Annotated in this window: 21 protein-coding genes; 7 read left to right on the top strand and 14 right to left on the bottom strand. The window is 67.7% G+C overall.

Annotated features, from left to right (window positions below):
- Nucleotides 1–8: 8 nt before the first annotated feature.
- Genes G6N67_RS09380 through G6N67_RS09370 form a run of 3 tightly spaced genes read right to left on the bottom strand, consistent with a single transcriptional unit; the run spans nucleotide 9 to nucleotide 2,497 of the window.
- Nucleotides 9–1,373, bottom strand: a complete 1,365-nt coding sequence (locus tag G6N67_RS09380) for an FAD-binding oxidoreductase (protein ID WP_036432694.1) — start codon at nucleotides 1,371–1,373, stop codon at nucleotides 9–11.
- 8 nt (nucleotides 1,374–1,381) lie between these two features.
- Entirely contained in the window at nucleotides 1,382–1,888 is a 507-nt protein-coding gene (locus G6N67_RS09375) for an Lrp/AsnC family transcriptional regulator (RefSeq protein WP_036435521.1), read from the bottom strand.
- A 27-nt stretch (nucleotides 1,889–1,915) separates the two neighbouring features.
- Nucleotides 1,916–2,497, bottom strand: a complete 582-nt coding sequence (locus tag G6N67_RS09370) for a TetR/AcrR family transcriptional regulator (protein WP_036432696.1) — start codon at nucleotides 2,495–2,497, stop codon at nucleotides 1,916–1,918.
- Between the two features lie 72 nt (nucleotides 2,498–2,569).
- Between G6N67_RS09370 and G6N67_RS09365 the strand changes: the two genes are divergently transcribed.
- The gene (locus G6N67_RS09365; RefSeq protein ID WP_036432698.1) at nucleotides 2,570–3,778 is read left to right on the top strand and encodes an FAD-dependent monooxygenase; all 1,209 of its coding nucleotides are present in this window, start codon (nucleotides 2,570–2,572) and stop codon (nucleotides 3,776–3,778) included.
- Here the strand turns inward: G6N67_RS09365 and G6N67_RS09360 are convergent.
- The 4 genes from G6N67_RS09360 to G6N67_RS09345 form a co-directional block, all read right to left on the bottom strand.
- Nucleotides 3,743–4,996 carry an alpha/beta hydrolase gene (locus tag G6N67_RS09360; protein ID WP_051578704.1) on the bottom strand — a complete coding sequence of 418 codons (1,254 nt, stop codon included), beginning with the start codon at nucleotides 4,994–4,996 and terminating at the stop codon, nucleotides 3,743–3,745. The genes G6N67_RS09365 and G6N67_RS09360 overlap by 36 nt on opposite strands.
- Entirely contained in the window at nucleotides 4,989–6,557 is a 1,569-nt protein-coding gene (gene fadD12 / locus G6N67_RS09355; RefSeq protein ID WP_230021319.1) for an acyl-CoA ligase FadD12, read from the bottom strand. Before fadD12 ends, G6N67_RS09360 begins: the two co-directional genes overlap by 8 nt.
- Before the next feature lie 54 nt (nucleotides 6,558–6,611).
- On the bottom strand, nucleotides 6,612–7,421 hold the full coding sequence (locus G6N67_RS09350) for a 1-acyl-sn-glycerol-3-phosphate acyltransferase (RefSeq protein WP_036432702.1): 810 nt from the start codon (nucleotides 7,419–7,421) through the stop codon (nucleotides 6,612–6,614).
- 161 nt (nucleotides 7,422–7,582) lie between these two features.
- Complete coding sequence (locus G6N67_RS09345) at nucleotides 7,583–8,155, bottom strand: HD domain-containing protein (RefSeq protein WP_036432704.1); 573 nt, start codon at nucleotides 8,153–8,155, stop codon at nucleotides 7,583–7,585.
- A 58-nt stretch (nucleotides 8,156–8,213) separates the two neighbouring features.
- Between G6N67_RS09345 and G6N67_RS09340 the strand changes: the two genes are divergently transcribed.
- The 3 genes from G6N67_RS09340 to G6N67_RS09330 are packed head-to-tail and all read left to right on the top strand — an operon-like array spanning nucleotide 8,214 to nucleotide 10,539.
- Nucleotides 8,214–9,044, top strand: a complete 831-nt coding sequence (locus tag G6N67_RS09340) for an arylamine N-acetyltransferase family protein (RefSeq protein ID WP_036432706.1) — start codon at nucleotides 8,214–8,216, stop codon at nucleotides 9,042–9,044.
- 49 nt (nucleotides 9,045–9,093) lie between these two features.
- A complete protein-coding gene (locus G6N67_RS09335) occupies nucleotides 9,094–10,008 on the top strand; it encodes a helix-turn-helix transcriptional regulator (RefSeq protein WP_036432708.1) in 915 nt (304 codons plus the stop codon).
- Between the two features lie 3 nt (nucleotides 10,009–10,011).
- Nucleotides 10,012–10,539, top strand: a complete 528-nt coding sequence (locus tag G6N67_RS09330; protein ID WP_036432710.1) for a dihydrofolate reductase family protein — start codon at nucleotides 10,012–10,014, stop codon at nucleotides 10,537–10,539.
- Here the strand turns inward: G6N67_RS09330 and G6N67_RS09325 are convergent.
- Complete coding sequence (locus G6N67_RS09325; RefSeq protein ID WP_036432711.1) at nucleotides 10,536–11,165, bottom strand: TetR/AcrR family transcriptional regulator; 630 nt, start codon at nucleotides 11,163–11,165, stop codon at nucleotides 10,536–10,538. The two genes, G6N67_RS09330 and G6N67_RS09325, sit on opposite strands and share 4 nt — an antisense overlap.
- A gap of 23 nt (nucleotides 11,166–11,188) precedes the next feature.
- Nucleotides 11,189–11,323: a hypothetical protein gene (locus G6N67_RS39485; RefSeq protein ID WP_268951271.1), complete on the bottom strand. Its 135-nt coding sequence runs from the start codon at nucleotides 11,321–11,323 to the stop codon at nucleotides 11,189–11,191.
- 194 nt (nucleotides 11,324–11,517) lie between these two features.
- On the opposite strand from G6N67_RS39485, the gene G6N67_RS09320 reads away from it, so the two are divergent.
- Nucleotides 11,518–12,321, top strand: a complete 804-nt coding sequence (locus tag G6N67_RS09320) for a crotonase/enoyl-CoA hydratase family protein (protein WP_036432712.1) — start codon at nucleotides 11,518–11,520, stop codon at nucleotides 12,319–12,321.
- Between the two features lie 78 nt (nucleotides 12,322–12,399).
- Here G6N67_RS09320 and G6N67_RS09315 read toward each other — a convergent pair whose 3' ends face one another.
- The 3 genes from G6N67_RS09315 to G6N67_RS09305 all read right to left on the bottom strand — a co-directional run bounded on the left by G6N67_RS09315 (nucleotide 12,400) and on the right by G6N67_RS09305 (nucleotide 15,063).
- Nucleotides 12,400–12,621 (bottom strand): hypothetical protein, encoded by a 222-nt coding sequence (locus G6N67_RS09315; protein WP_036435523.1) that lies wholly within the window; start codon nucleotides 12,619–12,621, stop codon nucleotides 12,400–12,402.
- Between the two features lie 146 nt (nucleotides 12,622–12,767).
- On the bottom strand, nucleotides 12,768–14,243 hold the full coding sequence (locus tag G6N67_RS09310) for an aldehyde dehydrogenase (protein ID WP_036432713.1): 1,476 nt from the start codon (nucleotides 14,241–14,243) through the stop codon (nucleotides 12,768–12,770).
- 55 nt (nucleotides 14,244–14,298) lie between these two features.
- Nucleotides 14,299–15,063 carry a class I SAM-dependent methyltransferase gene (locus G6N67_RS09305; protein ID WP_036432714.1) on the bottom strand — a complete coding sequence of 255 codons (765 nt, stop codon included), beginning with the start codon at nucleotides 15,061–15,063 and terminating at the stop codon, nucleotides 14,299–14,301.
- Between the two features lie 33 nt (nucleotides 15,064–15,096).
- Here G6N67_RS09305 and G6N67_RS09300 point away from each other — a divergent pair, with 33 nt between their 5' ends.
- Both G6N67_RS09300 and G6N67_RS09295 read left to right on the top strand, forming a co-directional pair.
- Complete coding sequence (locus G6N67_RS09300) at nucleotides 15,097–16,257, top strand: glycosyltransferase family 4 protein (RefSeq protein ID WP_036432715.1); 1,161 nt, start codon at nucleotides 15,097–15,099, stop codon at nucleotides 16,255–16,257.
- A gap of 64 nt (nucleotides 16,258–16,321) precedes the next feature.
- Nucleotides 16,322–17,323 carry an NADP-dependent oxidoreductase gene (locus G6N67_RS09295; RefSeq protein ID WP_230021317.1) on the top strand — a complete coding sequence of 334 codons (1,002 nt, stop codon included), beginning with the start codon at nucleotides 16,322–16,324 and terminating at the stop codon, nucleotides 17,321–17,323.
- On the opposite strand, the gene G6N67_RS09290 is transcribed toward G6N67_RS09295, so the two are convergent.
- Together G6N67_RS09290 and G6N67_RS09285 are read right to left on the bottom strand one after the other, a co-directional pair.
- Nucleotides 17,320–18,885 (bottom strand): MmpA family trehalose lipid delivery protein, encoded by a 1,566-nt coding sequence (locus G6N67_RS09290; RefSeq protein ID WP_036435527.1) that lies wholly within the window; start codon nucleotides 18,883–18,885, stop codon nucleotides 17,320–17,322. The two genes, G6N67_RS09295 and G6N67_RS09290, sit on opposite strands and share 4 nt — an antisense overlap.
- Nucleotides 18,886–18,935: 50 nt before the next feature.
- Entirely contained in the window at nucleotides 18,936–20,132 is a 1,197-nt protein-coding gene (locus G6N67_RS09285; protein WP_036432716.1) for a cell envelope lipid trafficking protein PgfA, read from the bottom strand.
- Nucleotides 20,133–20,259 lie beyond the last annotated feature (127 nt).

The following is a 20,259-nucleotide window of genomic DNA, read 5'->3' as shown; positions in this document are numbered from 1 at the left end:
CGTTTTGCTCAGCGCAGCACCGCTCCAGGATTGAGGATGCCGAGCGGGTCGAGCGCATCCTTGATGCGGCGGGTCAGCGCCATCACGTCGTCACCCAGCTGATCGGGCAGCCAGTCGCGCTTGAGCCGGCCCACGCCGTGCTCGCCGGTGATGGTGCCGCCGAGCGCGATCGCGAGCTCCATGATGCGGGCGAACGCCACGTGGGCGCGCTCGGCGGCGTCGGGATCGTGCGGGTCGAACACGATGACGGGATGGGTGTTGCCGTCGCCGGCGTGGGCCACCACGCAGATCAGCACGTCGCAGTCCGCGGCGATGGCCTCGACGCCGGTGATCATCGCGGGCAGCTGCGGAATCGGCACCCCGACGTCTTCCAGCAGCAGGCTGCCGAGGCGTTCCACGGCCGGGAACACCGCGCGCCGTGCGGCCGTGAACGCCTGGCCTTCCGCCGGATCGTCGGTAGCGAACACCTCTGTCGCACCGCATTTCTCGCATTCGGCGATCATGGTCGCCACTTCGGCGGCCGCGGCGCCCGGCGCGTCGGACTGCGCGAGCAGCATGGCGCGAGCCGAGCGGTTCAGACCCATGCGCACATGATCTTCCACCGCGTTGATGCTCGCGTGGTCCATGAACTCCAGCATCGCCGGCCGGATGGTCCCGGTGATGGCCACGACCGCGTTCGCGGCGTCCTCGACCGAGTCGAACACCGCCACCACTGTGGAGGCCGCTGGCTGGGCCGGGATGAGGCGCAGGGTGAGCTCGGTGATGACGCCGAGGATGCCTTCCGAACCGATGAACAGCTTGGTCAACGACAGCCCGGCGACGTCCTTGAGTCGGGGCCCGCCGAGGCGCACGGCCGTTCCGTCGGCCAGCACCACCTCCAAGCCGAGCACGTAATCGCCTGTGACACCGTATTTCACGCAGCACAGGCCACCTGCGTTGGTGGCGGCGTTGCCGCCGATCGAGGAGATGTCGATCGACGCCGGATCAGGCGGGTACCACAGGTCGTGTTCGGCCGCGGCGGCCTTCACTTCGGAGTTGGTCAGCCCGGGCTGCACCACCGCGGTGCGGGTTTCGACGTCGATCCGGATGTCGCGCATCCGTTCGGTCGAGAGCACCACGGCGTCGTCGATCGCGTCGGCACCGCCGGAAAGTCCGGAACCCGCACCGCGTGGCACCACCGCGACCCTGTGCGCGCCGGCCCAGCGCAGCACCTGCTGGACGTCGGCGGTGCTCGTGGCGCGCACCACCGCCAGCGGCGATCCGGCGCCCGGATGCGCCGCCGCATCGTGCCGATATGCCTCGACCACGTCGGGGTCGGTGATCACTGCGCCGGCGGGCAGCTTTGCGGCCAGCGATTCCAGAGCGTCGCGCATCGGGACCGTCAATCCTTCGGCGCGGGTGTCGACCTGCCCCAGCCTCGGCTGCGAGTCAGCTTGTCCAACAACGGTTCTATGCGGTAGAGCAAGGGCGTGGTGAGGGTCAGCGTGGTGGCCGAATGCACGACGCCGGGAATGCTGACGATGTGCTCGATGAGTTGTTGCAGCCCGGCCTGCGATTCCGTCGCCACCCGCGCAAGGAGATCCTCGCGGCCCGTGGTGACGTGGATCTCCAGGATCTCGGGCATGGCCGTGAGCAGTTCGGCGATCTTCAGCAGGCGGCCCTGCTCGACCTCCAGCGCGATGAACGCCTGCACTGCGACGCCGGCGGCATCCAGGTCGATGTCGGGACGGAAGCCGCGTAGCAGGCCTGATTCCTCCAGCCGGCGCAACCGGGATTGAATCGTGTTGCGCGCGACGCCGAGCGACGACGCCAACTCGGCGACGCCCATGCGCCCGTTGCGTTCCAGCAGACCGATCAGATCCGCGTCAAGTCGATCCAGGTGGACCATGATCACCAACTGTAGGTTGCCGGCGAGTTACCGGTCGACCTTCGCTGCGATCGTGCGCAGCGCCTCGGCGATGTCCTCCCCGCGCGGCGCGGTGTCGGGATCGATGAGCCATTGCACGACGAGTCCGATGATCAGGCAGTAATAGAACGCGCCGAGCGTGCGCTCCTGGTGGGCGTCGACGGTGTCCTCGTCGACGGCGTCGAACATCGCGACATTGCCGGTGCGGGCCTGGTGTATTCCGGTGCGCAGCATCGCGTGGATCTCGGGCACGTGCTTGATCTGGGCCAGCATGTCGAGAGTCGACTCCCACACCGGCCGGTCGTCGCGGATCGAGCCGATGGTGTCGTCGATGATGGCCGTGAGCCGGTCCAGGTAACCGCGATCCGGGCTTGCGCCGGCCTTGATCCGCTCCTGCATTTCGTCGCCCCAACGCTCCACTGTGGCGTACACCGCCTGGTTGAGCAGTTCCTGCGTGGTGCCGAAGTGGTAGCCGATGGCCGCGAGGCTCGTGCCGGCCGCGGTGGCGACGTCACGCGCCGTCGTGCGGGCATAGCCCTTTTCGTAGATGCACGCCAACGCCCCGGCCAGCAACGCTTCGCGATTTCCCATGGTCACAAGCTAGCGCAGTTCCTGACACAAATGTCTTGCACAATTGTCTTACACGTCTGTACCGTTACCGCCATGGTCACCAACGTGCTGATCTCCGGGGCAAGCATCGCCGGGCCGGCGCTGGCGCATTGCCTGCGCCGCTACGGATTCGCGGTGACCGTCGTCGAACGGGCACCCGCGCTGCGGCCCGGCGGCCAGGCTGTTGACCTGAGGGGCGTCTCCAAAGAGGCGGTGCGCAGGATGGGCCTCGAGGCGCAGGTGCGCGCGGCGCGGACCAACACCAGAGGGATGTCGATCGTCGACCGCAACAACAAGCGGATCGGTGAGATGCGTGCGGACATGCTCGGCGGGGACGGTCTGATCGCCGAGATCGAGATTCTGCGTGGCGACATCTCCGAGGTGTTCTACCGGGCAACTGAGGGCGAGGTCGAATATCTCTTCGGCGACCAGATCACTGCGATTCACGAGACCGGCGAGTGCGTCGAAGTGACGTTTGCCTCCGGTGCCGTAAGGACATTCGACATCGTCGTCGGCGCCGACGGATTGCACTCCGGCGTCCGGGCCCTCGTGTTCGGGCCGGAGTCGGAGTTCCTGCGCGATCTCGGCCGGCTCGGCGCCTTCTTCACGGTGCCCAACCGGCTCGACCTGGACAACTGGATGCTCGTCTACAGCGAGCCCAAGTGCAGCGCGACCTTGCGCAGTGTCCGAGACAACCAGGCCGCCATGGCCACCGTGTCGATTCCTGGAACCAGGGCCGACTACGACTATCGCGACACAGCCGGTCAGAAAGCCATGCTGCGACAAGAGCTTTCCCACGTGGGGTGGGAGGTGCCCTGGCTGCTGGAAAAGCTGGACGGTGCCGACGACTTCTACTTCGACTCGTCGAGTCAGGTCGAGATGGACACCTGGTCCCGTGGCCGGGTGGTGCTGCTCGGTGACGCAGCGTTCTGCTCGTCACCGAGCTCGGGCCAGGGCACGAGCCTCGCGGTCGTCGGCGCCTACATCCTGGCCGGCGAGCTGGCGGCCGCCAGGGGTGACCATCGCGCGGCGTTCACCGCGTACGAGCGCCGCATGCGGCCCTGGGTTGCGGCCAACCAGAAGATGGGCCGCGACAACATCAAACGGTTCGCGGCCGACAACCGGTTCGAGCTGTGGCTGCAGAACCAGATACTCCGCGCGCTGCCCTACCTGCCCGGCAAGAAGCTCATGCTGCGCGGAATGTTCAAGGTGATCAACGGAATCGAGCTACCCGATTACGCCGGACTGACCGTCGGCGCCTGACCCGACGCTCGTCAACGTCAGCTGTTTCGCGCGTACCCAGTCCAAGAACTTCTCGACCGCGTCGGCGGTGTAATGCCCGTGTGGTGAGCCGAAGACGTCGAATGCGTGCTGGGCGTGCGGGATCTCGGCGTAGACCACCGGTGCCGTCGCGACCTCGCGAAGCGCCGCCACGAAGTCGCGGCCTTCCTGCACCGGGATCAGCGAGTCGTTGGTGCCGTGCAGCACGAAGAACGGTGGCGCGTCGGGATGCACGAGCGAGATCGGCGAAGCGTCGTGGTACAGCTGCTCGTTGCCGGTGAACGGTAGCTTGACGATGATCCGTTGCAGGGCATCGACGAACTGGCTGCGGCCGTTGCCGGTTCGGCTGAACCAGTCGTAGCGTCCGTAGACCGGCACGGCCGCAACCACCGACGTATCCGCGTCTTCGAATCCGGGCTGCCATTTCGGGTCGTTGGGCGTCAATGCCGCCAGGGCGGCGAGGTGTCCGCCTGCCGATCCGCCGGTGATGCACACGGTGTCCGGGTCGCCGCCGTACTCGGCGATGTTGGCCTTCACCCATGCCAGGGCCTGCTTGACGTCGACGATGTGATCCGGCCACGGGTGCTTCGGACTGACGCGGTAGCCGATCGACACACAGATCCAGCCCTTTTCGGCGAGCTGGCTCATCAGCGGATATCCCTGTGGCCTGCGCATCCCGATCATCCACGCCCCGCCGGGAACCTGAAGCAACACCGGGGCCTTGCCGTCCCGGGGCAGGTCGGCGCGTCGCCAGATGTCCGCGAGATTGGCCGCGTGCGGGCCGTAGCGCACGGTTTTCTCGACGTAGCGGCGGCGGATCTGCGACGTGGCGAACACCCCTCTCGGCCTGCCGGCCCGGGCCACGTCGCGGTAGTCCGGGCCGAGTGCCTCACGCAGCGGTTCCTCGAAATACGGCCGGGACTGCACGCCGCGCCGGTGCACCAGCACCAGCAGGGCCCACGAGAACATCTTGACCAACAGGGAGATTCGTCCTCCGGCGGTCCGGTAGTCGCCGCGCACCGCACGCCTCAGCGCATCGAGCACGGAAACGGTCGTCACCAGCGGCGCGTTCTCGGACGTGGGCCAGCCGTAGGCGAACGCGAGCACCGTCGCGTTTCCTTTACGGACGAGAGGCCTGACCGCGTTGGCTGCGTTGGCCAGCTCGGCGAGCGCGGCCAGGAGCGGTTCGCGCTTACCCATTGGCAAGATCCTGCAGGTCGCGGCGGGCGATCTTGCCCGTGCTGTTGCGGGGTAGCTCATCGAGCACTGTGATCTCCCGTGGCACTTTGTAATTGGCGAGGTTTTCGCGGACATAGGCCTTGAGCTCGTCGGGCGTCACGGGATTGGCGAGCACCACGAAACCGGCCAGCCGCTGGCCGAACTGTTCGTCGTCCACGCCGAGCACCGCGGCCTCTGCGACATCGGGATGGCCGGCGAGTACCTTCTCCACCTCGATGGGGTACACGTTTTCACCGCCCGACACGATCATCTCGTCGTCTCGGCCGACCACGAACAGCCGGCCGGCCGCATCGAGATAACCCACGTCGCCCGAACACATGTAGCCGTCGTGAAAGTCTTTGGTGGTGCCCGAGGTGTACCCGTCGAACTGCGTCGAGTTGCGCACGTAGATGGTGCCGACCTCGCCGGTCGGAAGCTCGTTGAAGTCGTTGTCGAGAATCCGAATATCGGTGCCCTCGGCGGGTTTACCCGCGGTGTCCGGCGCGGCGCGCAGGTCGGCCGGGGTGGCGGTGGCGATCATGCCTGCCTCGGTCGCGTTGTAGTTGTTGTAGATGACATCGCCGAACCGGTCCATGAACTTGATCACCACGTCGGGCCGCATCCGTGAGCCGGACGCCGCGGCGAACCGCAACGAGCGCCCGTCATAGCGCCGCAGCACGTTGTCGGGCAGATCCATGATGCGGTCGAACATCACCGGCACCACGCACAGGCCCGTGGCCCGGTGCCGGTCGATGAGTTCGAGCGTGGCCTCGGGGTCGAACTTGCGTCGCGTGATGATCGTGCACGCCATCGACGCGGCGAACGCCAGTTGCGAGAAGCCCCAGGCATGGAACATGGGTGCCACGATCACCACGGGTTCTTCTGCACGCCACGGGGTGCGGTCGAGGATCGACTTGAGCACGTCAGGTCCGCCACCGGAGTGCTTGGCGCCCTTGGGAGTTCCCGTGGTGCCCGACGTCAGCAGGATCACCCGGCTCTTGCCGCCGGCGCGCCGCGGCTGCTTGCGCTCGAACTCGTCGACGAGCCGGTCGACCGTGGTCTCGTGCACGTTCGAGTTGGTCCAGGCCAGAATCCTTGCGGCGCCGGGTCGGTCGACCAATGCGCGGTCCACCGTCTCGCTGAACTCCTCGTCGTAGATGACGGCGTCGACCTCTTCGCGGGTGACCACCTCGGCCAGGGCCGGCCCAGCGAACGACGTGTTCAGCAGCAGCACATCGGCGCCGATGCGGTTGGCCGCGATCAGCGACAGCACGAAGCCCCGGTGATTGCGGGCCATGATGCCCACGACCTGCGGTGCACCCGACGGCAACGCCTGCAGGGCCGCGGCCAGCGCGTCTGCCCGCTCGTCGAGCTGCCGCCACGTCAGGGTGCCCCGCTCGTCGACGAGCCCCGCGCGGTCCGGGCAGCGCTGAGCCGCGCTCGCGAAACCCGATGTGACGCTCATGTTCTCGCGGGCCATCGCGGCGGCGATCCGCACGTACTTGTCCGGGCGTAACACGGTGATCAACCCGGACCGGCGCATGGTGTTGACCAGGCCGGCGGCACCGGCCAGGCGGTCGAGCGGCCCCACCCCGGATCAGCCGATCACCGGGAAGCGGCGTTCCTCGGCGAGCTTGTCGATGGCCCGCTGCATGACGCGGCGGACGTGCGTGTCGACCTCGTCGATGTCGGGATCCTCACCGAACTCCGCAGCGATGTCGATCGGCGGCAGCGTCTCCATCACGATCTTGGTCGGCAGTGGCACGTTGAGCGGCAGCACGGCCGACAGTCCGAACGGGAAGCCGAACGACACGGGCACGATCTTGGTGCGGGCCAGGCGTGCGATCGGTCCCAGCGCCTTGGCGACACCCGTGCCGCGGGACAGGAACAGCTGAGCCTCCTGGCCACCGATGCCGACCATCGGAACGATCGGCACGCCGGCGTTGATCGCGGCCTTCACATAGCCGGTCCGCCCGCCGAAGTCGATCTTGTTGGCACTGAAGGTAGGCCGGTACACGTCGTAGTCACCGCCGGGGAACACCACCACGACACCGCCCGAGCGCAGCGCCTCGTCGGCGTTCTCGTGGTTGGCCCGGATGAAGCCGGTCTTCTTGAAGAACGCCGCGGTCGGTCCGGTCATCAGCATGTCGTGGCTGAGGGTGTACACGGGCCGCTCGTAGCCGAACTTCTCGTAGAACCCCGTCGCGAACACCGGCACGTCCATCGCGAACAGCCCGCCCGAGTGGTTCGACACCACCAGCGCGCCGCCGTGCGGGAAGTTCTCCAGGCCGCGGACCTCCGAGCGGTGGTAGCCCTTGGTGAGCGGCCGCAGCCAGCCCATGACCTTCTCGGTCAGGCCCGGATCCCACTTGGTGATTTCGGACGGGTCGATGTCGGTCGAGGCCACGGGTTCCCCCTGGAGTAAATTGGAACGTGTTCTAGTTTCAATATGGTACCCAGGTCGCGGGGTAAAAACCCATTCGCTTCCGGATCCGGCACCTGTCCCTTTGGGTAACCAGCCTTCGCCAGGCCAAAACTGCAGGTCAGGCCATATCGAGCGCGTGCGGCTCAGCTGGTCAGCGCCTCGATCTCGGTTGCGACGTTGCGGCGCGCCTGATCCTCCCAACGGTCGCGCCCGGGCCCGGTGTGGAACATCGCCCCGTCGAGCAGCTCGGCGAGCACACGCGCCCGGGCCGGTTTGAACACGTCGTCGGGGATCGCGTGGTACTCCTCGCGCACCGCGGCCGCGTAGCGCTGGTAGCGGGCCGCGGGTGCGCCGAGCACCGAAAGGTCGGCATCGCTGAGCACGGCCCCGTTGATGTCGCCCGCCGAGACCTTGTGGGTCTTGGTGGCCAGCACGAGCCGGGCCACCTCGTCACGCACCGGGGAAGTGGACAGGAGCTCGCGCGCCAGCTCGGCCGAACGGTCCTCGTTGTCGTCGCGGCCGATGTCGTAGATGGCGTCGTGGAACCAGGCGGCCAACTCGACGGCCTCGCGGTCGAAGTGCAGACCGTCGTCGGCCAGCGCCTGGATCGCATCCAACATCTCGTGCAGATGCGCGACGTTGTGGTGCTTGCGGTGAGATTCCGACCAGCGGGCGAGCAGATCCTCCCGCAGTCGCTCGGTGAGATGCGCTGCCATGACGCCAGTGTCCTCCGGTTTGACCTGAACCGCTGTTGAGGAAGCATCATTGGCAGTCATGGGCGCACTCGACCTCGCGGCATACTTCAACCGGATCGGCTATCAGGGTCCGGCACAACCGGACCTGGCCACTCTGCAGGGCATCGTGACAGCGCACGGCCGGTCGATCCCGTTCGAGAACCTGGATCCGCTGCTGGGCATCCCGGTCGCCGATCTCGGTGCCGCCGCACTGTCCGACAAGCTCGTTGCCCGGCGGCGTGGCGGGTATTGCTACGAGCACAACGGGCTGCTCGGGTATGTGCTCGAGCAGGTCGGTTTCGGGGTCGAGCGGTTCGCCGGGCGCGTGGTGTGGATGCAGGAGCCCGGTGCCCCGTTGCCGGCGCAGACGCACAACGTGCTCGGCGTGACGATTCCCGGCGTCGACGGGCGGTATCTGGTGGACGTCGGTTTCGGTGGGCAGACGCTGTCGTCGCCGATCCGGCTGGAGGCCGGCCCTGTGCAGGAGACGCGGCACGAGCCGTACCGGCTCCTCGATCACGAGGACGGGTTGGTGCTGCAGGCTCAGATTCGCGACCAGTGGCTGCCGTTGTACCGATTCAGCACGCGTCCGCAACCCCGCATCGACCTCGAAGTCGGAAGTTGGTATGTGTCAACGCATCCCGGCGGGATATTCGTGACCGGGCTGACCGCGGCCCTGATCACCGACGAGGCCCGCTTCAATCTGCGAGGCCGCAACCTGGCGATCCACCGCCGGGGTGGGACCGAACGGGTTCGCTTCGACACCGCGGCGCAGGTGCTCGACGCGCTGACCGAAAGGTTCGGCATCAACCTGGCAGACCTCGCCGACGTCGACGTCGAAGCGCGCGTCGCCGCGGTGCTCGACACCTGAGCGCAGCAAGAAAAGTCATGTGCCTGCGCGCGGTCGCCGACCATACTCGGTGGATGTGAGCGACCAACCGAACGGCCGGGACCGACTACGGGAGCTGCTCGACGCCGTCGTCGACGAGGACAACAACGGTGTCGGCGAAATGGCCCGCAGCAGTTACGCATCGGAATTCCACTTCTCGCGCGAGGTACGCCGGTTGACCGGCGAGCCGCCCGCGGCGTTGCGGCGACGCGTCATGCTCGAACGGGCGGCCTGGCGGTTACAGCACGGTGAGGGCGTCGCCGAGGTGGCTGCTGCCGAGGGGTGGTCGTCCGCCGAAGTGTTTTCCCGGGCTTTCCGGCGCGGGTTCGGCGTGCCACCGTCTCGTGCGGGTGACGTCGCATTCCGGCTGCCCGCGCCGAACGGCGTGCATTTCCACCCGCCGCACTCCTTGTGGGTCGACGGGTCGAGTTCCGGCGGTGGCCCCGATATCGCACAGTTCATGCTTGTGCACGACGTCGCCGACACCGCCTATCTCATCGAGCAGGCCCGGCAGCTCACGCAAAGCCAATGGTCCCAGGAGGTTTCACCCGGCCAGGTGGTGTTGTCCTGGGATGGTCCGGAACCCAGCGTGGCTGCGGTGCTCAGCGCGATCGTGTGGACCAAACAGGTGTGGCTGGCCACCATCGAAGGCCGGGATTTCCCGGAGCGCGAGCTCGCGGCCACCGCCGCGGAACTGGCGGCGCACCACGATGAGATCGGAAAGCGTTGGACCACGGTGATTTCCGAGTACTCGGCCGCGGGCAGGCTCGCCGACACGGTGATCGACGCGCTCTGTGATCCACCGGAGTCCTTTCAGCTGTACGGCATCGTCGCGCATGTTCTCACGTACTCGGCGCACCGCAGGGGACTGGTCCGCGCCATGTTGGCGCGCCATGGCATCGAAACCGATCAGGGAGATCCCCTGGAATGGATGAGGAGGGACTGAGCAGTGTCAACCGTCTACTACACCGCATCGAGCCTCGACGGCTTCATCGTCGACACCGAGGGAAGCCTCGACTGGCTGATCACGCGTGCCATCGACGCCGACGGCCCGTTCGGGTATGACGAGTTCATCAAAACCATTGGGGCGCTTGCGATGGGCGCGGCCACCTATGAGTGGATCGTCAAGAATCACCCAGGTGAGTGGATGTACGACCAGCCGACGTGGGTGCTCACCCATCGGCCGGGCATCGTGCTGCCCGAACATCCCGTCCAGGTCTTCGCCGGAGCCGTACCGGAATTGCATCGCCAACTCGTCGCGGCGGCAGCGGGTAAGGACGTCTGGATCGTGGGCGGTGGTGAGGTGGCCGCACAATTCGTGACGGAAGGCCTGATCGACGAGATGATCGTGAGCTATGCGCCGTGCACACTGGGCGGAGGCGCACCGGTGCTGCCGTTGCGCTCGGAGTGGGCGCTGACCGAATCCGCGGTCAACGGCGATTTCGTGTGTGCCCGTTGGACCAAACCGGCCGCCTAGGGCCGGCGCCCGACTCGCGGTACACCGTTGCGCAGCACGAATTCACGTGACTTGATGAGGAATTCGAGCTGCAGCGCGACTTCGCGCAAAGCGTTGGTGCTGCGCGAGGACCGGCACAACACGACCGCACCTTCGAGCGCGGAGATGCACATGACGGCGAGGGACTGCGCGTCGGATTCCTCGAAGCCGTCGGCGGCGAATGCCCGGCCCAGGGATTCGCGCCAGCGCCCGAAGATGTCGCCGGCGATGCTGCTGAGCTGAGGTTCGTCGGCGGCACCGATCGCCGCGGCGACCACGGGGCAGCCTGCGGTGTAGTCGCTATCTGCCAGCAGGTTCTCCCAGAACGTGACGAACCTGCGAACCAGCGCCAGGCCGCCGTCCTGTGCGCTCTCGTCGATCAGGCTGCCGATCGAGTCCCCGGCGAACAGCAGTGCCTCGGTCAGGATCTGATGACGGCCACCGGGGAAGTGGTGGTACACCGAACCGCGCGGAGCGCCGCTTCGGGTCAGAACCTCGTCGATCGTGACACCGGCGGCGCCGCGCTCACGCAACACTTCGACCGCGCTGACCAGCATGCGGGTGCGGGTCGAGCCGCGTTTGTTGCGGGGCTTGACGGGGTTGGACATGGTGGGGCGAGCGTAGCGAAGGGTTATGCCACGCGCTCCAGCAGCTGCGACGGCCGACGCAGCAGGCTGCGCGGGCTGATGGGCAGTACGTGGCTGTGCGGAGTTCGAACCCGGTGCGTGAATCGGTGACCGGCGACGTTGAGTTCAATGACCCACATCGTGCACCGCCCTTCTATGCGATCGATCATAAAACCGAGGCAACCGTCTCCTGGTGACGGATTGCCGACCAGTGTGCTGGCGGTTCCAATAATAGCAGGTGAACACCAGTGTGACTAGTTTGCTAAATAAATTTCGCTCCGCAGCAAATTATGATGGGTTGCATAATTGCGTGAACCGGAGTTGACTGCCGGGTATGACCAGCACAACCGGGTTGACCCTCGAAACCGTTTCGGTGGAGCGGGACGGGTACGTACTCATGATCGGCCTGAACCGGCCGCACAAGCGCAACGCCTTCAACATGGCGATGCTGACCGACCTCTCCCGCGCGTACGGGCTGCTGGAGTCCGACGAAAGCCTGCGTGCCGGAGTGCTGTTCGCACACGGCGACCATTTCACGGCGGGCCTTGACCTGGCGGACGTCGCACCGCGGATCGCGTCCGGCGAACTGCCGGTACCCGCCGATGGCCGCGATCCCTGGCGCCTGGACGGCGACTGGACCAAACCCGTCGTGGCCGCGGCACAGGGCCGGTGTCTGACTCTGGGCATCGAGTTGTTGCTTGCCGCCGACATCAGGGTGGCCGCACAGGACACTCGGTTCGCCCAGATCGAGGTTTTGCGGGGGATCTACCCGTTCGGCGGGGCGACGCTGCGGCTGCCGCGGCTGACGGGGTGGGGCAACGCGATGCGCTGGCTGCTCACCGGTGACGAGTTCGACGCGGCCGAGGCCAACCGGATCGGGTTGGTGCAGGAAATCGCGCCGGACGGTGAGAATGCGATCGCCAGGGCCCGCGCGATCGCGCACACGATCGCCGACCGGGCCGCACCGCTCGGAGTCAAGGCCACACTGGCCTCGGCACACACCGCACATTCGCAGGGCGACGCCGCGGCCATCGCCCGGCTGCGGCCCACCGTCACCGAACTGTTCGCGACCGCGGACGCCGCCGAGGGCGTGCAGTCGTTCGTCGAACGCCGGGACGCGGTGTTCCAGGGCCGGTGACGTCTTTCGCCCAACAGACACGTAGGTACCCCAAATCATGCGAAATGGGGTACCTGCGCGTCTGCTCGGCGTAAGAAACTAGCCCGCGTTCTCCAGCGCGACCAGGCCGGCGGCCACCGCGAAGAACTTGTTGGAGCCCAGCTGTCGGACGGTCTTGATGTTGAACGCCGCTGCGAGATGCTCGGCGTCGGAGTCGCTGACGCCGGCCAGTGCGGCCGGAGACGCATCCAGGATCTCCTTGAGCGACTTGTCCTCGTAAGCCTTGTCGAGCGACTTTGCCAGATCGACCGAAACTGCCACAGTGCCTCCCTCATTGTTGGGCATGGATGGGGTGCCCACCCTAGCTGGCGAAGTTGTACGGGAGCTGTCCACTTCCTTGGCAGACACGACGCAAGACGGCCCCTTTTCCCAGGAAAAGGGGCCGTTTTGCGATATTCGCGCGAGTTCTACTCGGGCGTGTATCCAAAGGGCAGCAGCACACTCTTGGCCTGTGTGTAGGCCTCGATGCCCTCGGGCCCGTTCTCCCGACCGATGCCCGAATTCTTGTAGCCACCGAACGGTGCGCCGGGATCGAACGCGTACATGTTCACCGCGTAGGTGCCGGTGCGGATCTTCGACGCGATCTCGATGGCCTTGGGGAAATCGGTCGTGTAGACGCTGCCTGCAAGGCCGTACGGCGAGTCGTTGGCGATGCGCACGGCGTCGTCCTCGGTGTCGTACGGGATCACCGCGAGCACCGGTCCGAATATCTCCTCCTGCGCGATGGTCATCGAGTTGTCGACGTCGGCGAACACGGTCGGCTGCACGAACCACCCGGAATCCAGGCCCTCGGGGCGGCCGCCGCCGGTCACGAGCCGGGCTCCTTCCTCGACACCCTTGCGGATGTATCCCTCGACGCGCTCGCGCTGCTTCTCGCTGATCAACGGCCCGATCATCGCCGCGGGGTCGTCGGGCAGGCCGACCTGCATCGCTGCGACGGCGCCCGCGAGTTTTTCCACAACCTCGTCGTAGCGCGACCGCGGCGCCAGGATGCGGGTCTGCCCGACGCACGCCTGCCCGCAGTTCATCAGGCCCGAGAACACGAGCATGGGCAGCGTCGAGTCCAGGTCCGCGTCCTCCAGGATGATGGCCGCGGACTTGCCGCCCAGCTCGAGCGTGCACGGCTTGAGCTTCTCGGCGGCGAGCTTGCCGATCTCCTTGCCGACCGCACTCGACCCGGTGAACGTGAACTTGTCCAGCTCGGGATTGTTGGTCAGCGCACGGCCGGTCTCGGGGCCGCCCGGGACCACCGACAGCACGCCCTCGGGCAGGCCGGCCTCGGCGAACACCTCGGCGAACAGGTTGGTGGTCAGCGGGGTCTCGGCGGCGGGCTTGAGCACCACGGTGCATCCGGCCAGCAGGGCCGGGCCCAGCTTGTTACACGCCAGGAAGAACGGCACGTTCCATGCGATGACGGCGCCGACGACGCCGATGGGCTCCTTGACCACCAGGGTCTGGCCGTAGATGCCGTCGCGGATGTCCTTCCAGGCGAACTTGTCGGCCGCACCCGCGTAGTACTGCAGGCCTGACACCCCCGCGCCGAACTGCATCATGTCGACGATGGTCGGCGGCTGGCCCGTCTCCAGCTTGAGCAGGTGCTTGAACTCGTCGGCCCGCGCGTTGACCAGTTCGACGGCCTTGGCCAGCACGGCCTGCCGCTCGTGTGGCGACATGCGCGGCCACGGGCCGTCGTCGAACGCCTTGCGGGCCGCGGCGCACGCGGCGTTGACGTCAGCCTCCGCCGCCAACGGAACCTGACCGACCTTCTCGCCGGTCGCGGGGGAGAAGACCTCGATCACCTCTGCGGTCGACGGTTCGACCCAGTGGCCACCGATGAACAACTTGTCGTAATCGGTCTTGGCCGCCTGAACGCTCTGTGTCATGAGCGTCACACTACCCAGAATTCGGTAAAACGAGAACCTGTTCCAGTTGACGGATTTACCGCGGCTGCAGGACCAGCACCAGATTGCTCACCGCGACTTCCCGAAACCCCGGCACCGACGTCATCCACCACGCCCATCGTGGGTGGTAGCGGGGAAAAGCTTGAACGAGCGCGCCGGTGCTCGCCGCCCACTGCAGGCCGTCGGCCGCTGACACGGCGAACAACGACGAGCCGTAGTCGTTCTTGGGTCGGTGGCCGTGTTTGCGCGTGTACCGCTCGGCCGCGCGGACCCCGCCCAGATAGTGCGTGAGCCCCATCTCGTGGCCGCCGAACGGCCCGAGCCACACGGTGTACGACAGCACCACGAGGCCCCCGGGACGGGTCACCCGCAGCATCTCGTTGCCCATCCGCCACGGGTGGCGCACGTGCTCGGCGACGTTCGATGACAGGCAGATGTCCACACTGTCGTCGGCGAACGGCAGCGCCATGCCCGACGCCCGGACGAACGTGCCTGCCGACGTGCCGCCGGCTGGGCCCGCGTGCATCTCGCGCGGGTCGGGCTCGACGCCGATGTAGGGCATTCCCGTGGCTTCGAATGCGGACGCGAAGTAACCGGGGCCGCCGCCGACGTCCAGCACCGTGTGTCCGGAGGCCGAGCGACCCGTGGTGCCGGTCCACAGGTCGGTGACCATCGCGACGGTGTCGTCGGCCAGCGCGCCGTAGAACCGGGCCGGATCGGTCTGCTCGAACCGGAACTCGCTCAGCAGCCGCACCGACCGGCTCAGCGTGGCCCGGCGGGCAAAGCGGTCGGTCGGATTCACCCGCCCAAACTACTCACCGGTACGCTCAACACGATGTCTGCCCGTCCCGTGAGCTCGATCCTGCTGCTGTGCTGGCGGGATACCGGGCATCCGCAAGGCGGCGGCAGCGAGGCCTACGTGCAGCGCATCGGCGCGCAGTGGGCAAAGGAAGGCATCGACGTCACGCTGCGCACCGCGCGCTATCCCGGTGCGGCACGCGACGAGGTCGTCGACGGCGTGCGCATCAGCCGCGGCGGTGGCCCCTACTCGGTGTACATCTGGGCCGGGCTGGCGATGGTCGCGGCCAGGATCGGCCTCGGTCCGCTGCGGCGGGTCCGGCCCGACGTCGTGATCGACACCCAGAACGGTCTGCCGTTCCTGGCCCGCCTGGCGTTCGGCAAGCGGGTCGCGGTGCTGGTGCATCACTGTCACCGCGAGCTCTGGCCCGTGGCCGGGCCGGTGATGGGCCGCGTCGGGTGGTTCGTGGAGTCGAGGCTCTCGCCACGGCTGCACCGGCGCAATCAATACGTCACGGTGTCACTGCCCTCGGCACGCGACCTCAACGAGCTCGGGGTGGACTCGGGACGAATCGCCGTGGTGCGCAACGGCCTTGACCAGGCGCCCGCGGAGACGTTGGAGCTCGCGCGCTCGCAGACCCCGCGTCTCGTGGTGCTTTCGCGCCTGGTGCCGCACAAGCAGATCGAGGACGCACTGGAAGCCGTTGCCGCCCTGCGCGACGAGGTACCCGATCTGCATTTGGACATCCTCGGCGGCGGCTGGTGGCAGCAGCGGCTGGTCGACCATGCCGAACTGCTGGGCATCTCCGACCTGGTGACATTCCACGGCCACGTCGACGATGTGACCAAACACCGTGTGCTGCAGCAGAGCTGGGTGCATGTGCTGCCGTCGCGCAAAGAAGGCTGGGGTTTGGCCGTGACCGAGGCCGCGCAGCACGGCGTGCCCACGATCGGCTACCGCTCCTCGGGCGGGCTCACGGATTCGATCGTCGACGGCGTGACCGGCCTGCTGGTCGACGACTGCGACGGCCTGGTATCGGGGCTGCGGCAGCTGTTGGCGGATCCCGTGCTGCGCGTGCAACTGGGCAGCAAGGCGCAGGCCCGCAGCGACGAATTCTCTTGGGCGCAAAGCGCCGACGCCATGCGCAGCGTGCTGGAATCGGTGCGCGACGGCCGCTATGTGAGCGGCTTGGTTTAGCTCGCTGTCCCGGTGAGCGGAACCTCCGGCCCGAGCGACTGCGGGTCGGCCATACCGTCGGCTCATGAATCCGCAGGCGATGATGCGCGCGATGGTGCTCGACGAGTTCGGTGGCCCCGAGGTGCTGCACGTGGCCGACATCGAGCGCCCCCAGGCCGCGGCCTGCGGTGTGATCGTGCGCGTGGCATATGCCGGGGTCAACCCGGCCGACTGGAAGACGCGCGAAGGATGGCTGGCGCCGTTCTTCGAGTACCGGTTCCCGTTCGTGCTCGGATTCGACGCGGCCGGCGTGGTCGCCGAGGTCGGTGAGCAGGTGACGGATCTTGCGGTGGGCGACCGCGTCGTCACGGCGTCCAACATGGGGCGCGGCGAGCGCGGCACGTACGCGCAGTACGTGGCCTCCGACCGCGGGCGCGTCGTCAAGTTGCCCGACACCGTGCCGTTCCCCGACGCCGCGGCCCTGCCGACCGCCGGGGTCACCTGTTGGGAGGCGCTCTTCGACGTCGGCGGCACGGGCGCCGGGTCCACGGTGCTGATCAACGGCGGTGCCGGCGGCATGGGCAGCTACGCGATCCAGCTCGCGCGCATGGCCGGTGCCAAGGTGGCGGCGACGTGCGGCCCGGCCAATCTCGACTATGTGCGGGCCCTCGGTGCCGATCTGGCGATCGACTACCGTGCGGGCGGTGTCGCTGACGCGGTGCGGCGGTGGGCACCCGACGGGGTCGATCTCGTGGTGGACACCGTCGGCCAGGGCACCCTGCTGGACTCGATCGAGCTGGTCCGGCGTGGCGGCACCGTGACGCCGATCGCCACGCTGATCGCCGACGAGCCGATGCCCGACCCGGCACGTGCCGCCGAACTCGGCGTATCGGTCGTCCCCACCATGTCCAACTACGCCAATCAAGAACGCCAGCTCAACGCGTTGGTTGCCGCGCTCGGCGCCGGGAAGATCCGCGCGCCGCAGCTGGAGATCCTGCCGCTCGATCAGGCCGCTGAAGCGCACCGCCGCGTCGCGGCCGGCCACGTCCGGGGCAAGATCCTGCTCGAGGTGGATGCGGGCATCTAGTCGGCCGAGCGGCGCCGGAGCAGTCGTACCGCCAGGCCCACACCGGCCCCGACCAGCAGGCCAAGCCACACCAGATGAGCGGCGATCAACAGCCCCCGATGCGGCGACGCCGGCGCGGTGCCGCCGATCCGTTGCACCGTGACGTCGTCGTCGGACTCGTGCACCACCCAACCCACGCCGGCTTCGGCGAGCTGTTGCGGGGATGCGCCGGAGAGCAGCAGGTTCTGCACTGCGCGGGCGTGTTCACCCTCACCGGGAACCGTCCGTCCCCCGATCGACAGGTCTCCGGTGGTCAGCACCTCGGCTCGCAGCCAACGCGGCAACGGATCGAGAACCGGTGCCGCCCAAGAGAACTCACGCATGCTGTCGGGCGGTAGTACCGCCACGGGTCGGGGATCGGCATTGATGGTCGCGGCCGCCGACGCCCAGGAGTGCGGGTACTGCACGGACCGCAGCTGCCCCCCGACGCCCCAGGCGAGATCGGGCAGCACCGCGATCAGCGCGGCACAGCACACCGCCGCGGCAGCGGGGGCCGGAACACGCAGCCGCTGGAGGGCCGCCGGCGCAGCGGCCGCCGCGAGGACGTATCCGGGCATGGCCAAGGCGACCCATTTCTGCCCGTCCCGCAGCACCCCGAGGCCCGGCACAGTCCGGATCATCGCCTCGACCGCGGCCATCCCTGGTCCCGTCGCAGTCACTGCCGGCGCGATCACCGCGACGGCCGCAAGCACCAGCAGCGGAACCGCGGCGGGCCTGCGGGCCACGACCGGCAACCCCGCCACCACCACGCCGAGCAGCACCACGGTCGCCACGACCGCGAAAAGTGTGGTCCGAGAGGCCGGCACCGCATCCCCGTTCCAGATACCGCCGAGAGCGGCCAGGCTGCCGAGCGTGCCCAATCCGGGTTCGGCGCGGGCAGCAAACGCGGGCACACCCTCCGCGGCGGTCGCGGACACCGAACCGCCGACCGCCGCAGCCACCAGCCACGGCGCCGCGGCGAGCACTGCGGCGCCCAACCCGACGCCCGCGACCCGCCACCGCGGCCATCCGTCGCCGGGTGCCGCGACACACACCAGCGCGACCACGGTGGCCAGCATGAGGCCCGTCGGGGTCAGCCCCGCCAGCGCGATCCAGAACAGCAGCGCCCACACTGAACCGGAATTCGTCCGTAACCGCAGCACACCGGCGGCCACCCACGGCAGGCAGCCGTAACCGACCAGCAGGCTCCAGTGGCCCTGCAGCAGGCGTTCGGCCACGTAGGGATTCCAGATGGCCAGCGTCGTGGCGACGAACTGACCAGGTAGGCCCGCCTCGGAAGCCAGCACCTCGCCGACCAGCACCGCGGCACCCCAGCCGGCCAGCCACAGTCCGGCGATCAGCAGGATCTTCACCACCACGCCGCCGTCGAGCACGCTCGACGTCACCGCGAGAAAGAAATCCTGCGGCAATGCGCGTGGGGCCGCTTGCGACAGCCCCAGCGCCGCGTCGGTCAGATACGACCGCGGAGTCGACACGGCATCGCGCAGCAGCACATACCCAGGCGCCAGCAGCGGCGCCGTCACCAGCAAGGACAGCGCCAGCGCATACGCCGGCGTCCAGAACCTCCGGAGGATCAGACCCCTCGGTCCGGTGGGAGGTCGGTGGGCCGTTGTGCGGGCAGCTTCTCGGTCTTGGCCTCGGCCCCGGGCACCTGGAAGCCCTGGGTGTCGAAGAAGCCGTGGTCTGCCTCGTCGAGGCCCGGGTCGATCAGCGTCGACTCGGCCCGCAGCGCGAACGACGCCAACACCGCGCCGCCGACCAGCGTGATCAGGCCGAGAGCGGTGAACGTGATCGGCAGGATGTTCGACCACAGCCCGATCCGGTCCCGTTCGTCCTGGGCGGTTGCGACCTGGGCTTCGACGGTCTCCTCGTTGTAGGTGACCTTGTAGTCGACGTAGGTCACCTCGGGCTTGAGGGCGTCACGCGCGTAGTACTGGTAGCCGTGGTCCTGGGCCTTGACGATCGTGCCGGACACCGGGTCGACCCAGAAGGTGCGCTGCGCGGCGTAGTAGCGGTCCATCGTGATCCGCTCGTCGGGTTCGCCGGGCACGCCCCACATGGCCGCACTCGCGGTGACCGAGCTGTCCGCGTCGTCCTCGTACAGCGACGAGTACTTGACCGGCTCGACCAGCTTCCCGTCCGCGTCGTAGCCCACGTTCTGGGTGAACCGGTAGGTGGTCAGCCCGTTGATGTCTTCCTCACCGTCGTAGTTGGCGTCGAACGCCTTCTGCGCGATCGGGTCGAAGAACGGGTAGGTCTTCTTCTCGGTGTCGAACGGGAACCGGTAGGTCAGGCCCTCGTGCGGCAGCGCGATGTTGGTCGGCGGTTTGTCGTCCTCGATCGCTCGGGGCTTCTGCACCGCGCCACCCGGGTTGCTCTCGCTGGACACCGCGAGCGCCGAGCTGCGGTTCATCGTCACGGTGTCGACCATCGCGAGCAGCAGGCCGTTGTCCTGCTGGCGGTCGGTGCGCCGCAGGGACGTCCCCACCTGCAACGTCACCACCTCGGCGTTCGACGGCGATTCCACGCTGATCTGCTGCTGCAGCGCCACCGGGACGTTGCGGTCGACGGCGAACTTCTCCGCGGTCAGCGACGCCGGGTCGAACGCGGTGGCGGTGCCGTCGCTGACCAGGGTGGTGTCCAAGTCCAGCGGAACTTTGGCGATCTTGCCTTTGGTGTACGTCGTCAGCAACAGTGCGGCGATCAACAGGGCAGCGCCGAGCCCCATGAGTCCGCACGCCGCGATACGCAGCGCCACAGCGCGGTTCAAACCGGGCCTCCTTCGGTGTGGGCCAACTCGTCCTCCAGGCAAACCCGTTCGACCCTAACAGCACTATCTAAGGCCATTACTTACTACGGCGGCATCCTGGCCGGGCAGTTCACCCGCCGTTTGGCCT

The organism is Mycolicibacterium mageritense, assembly GCF_010727475.1.
Lineage (GTDB): Bacteria > Actinomycetota > Actinomycetes > Mycobacteriales > Mycobacteriaceae > Mycobacterium > Mycobacterium mageritense.
Note: the sequence above shows the minus strand (reverse complement) of the source record. Positions and strands in the feature narration are given on the sequence as shown.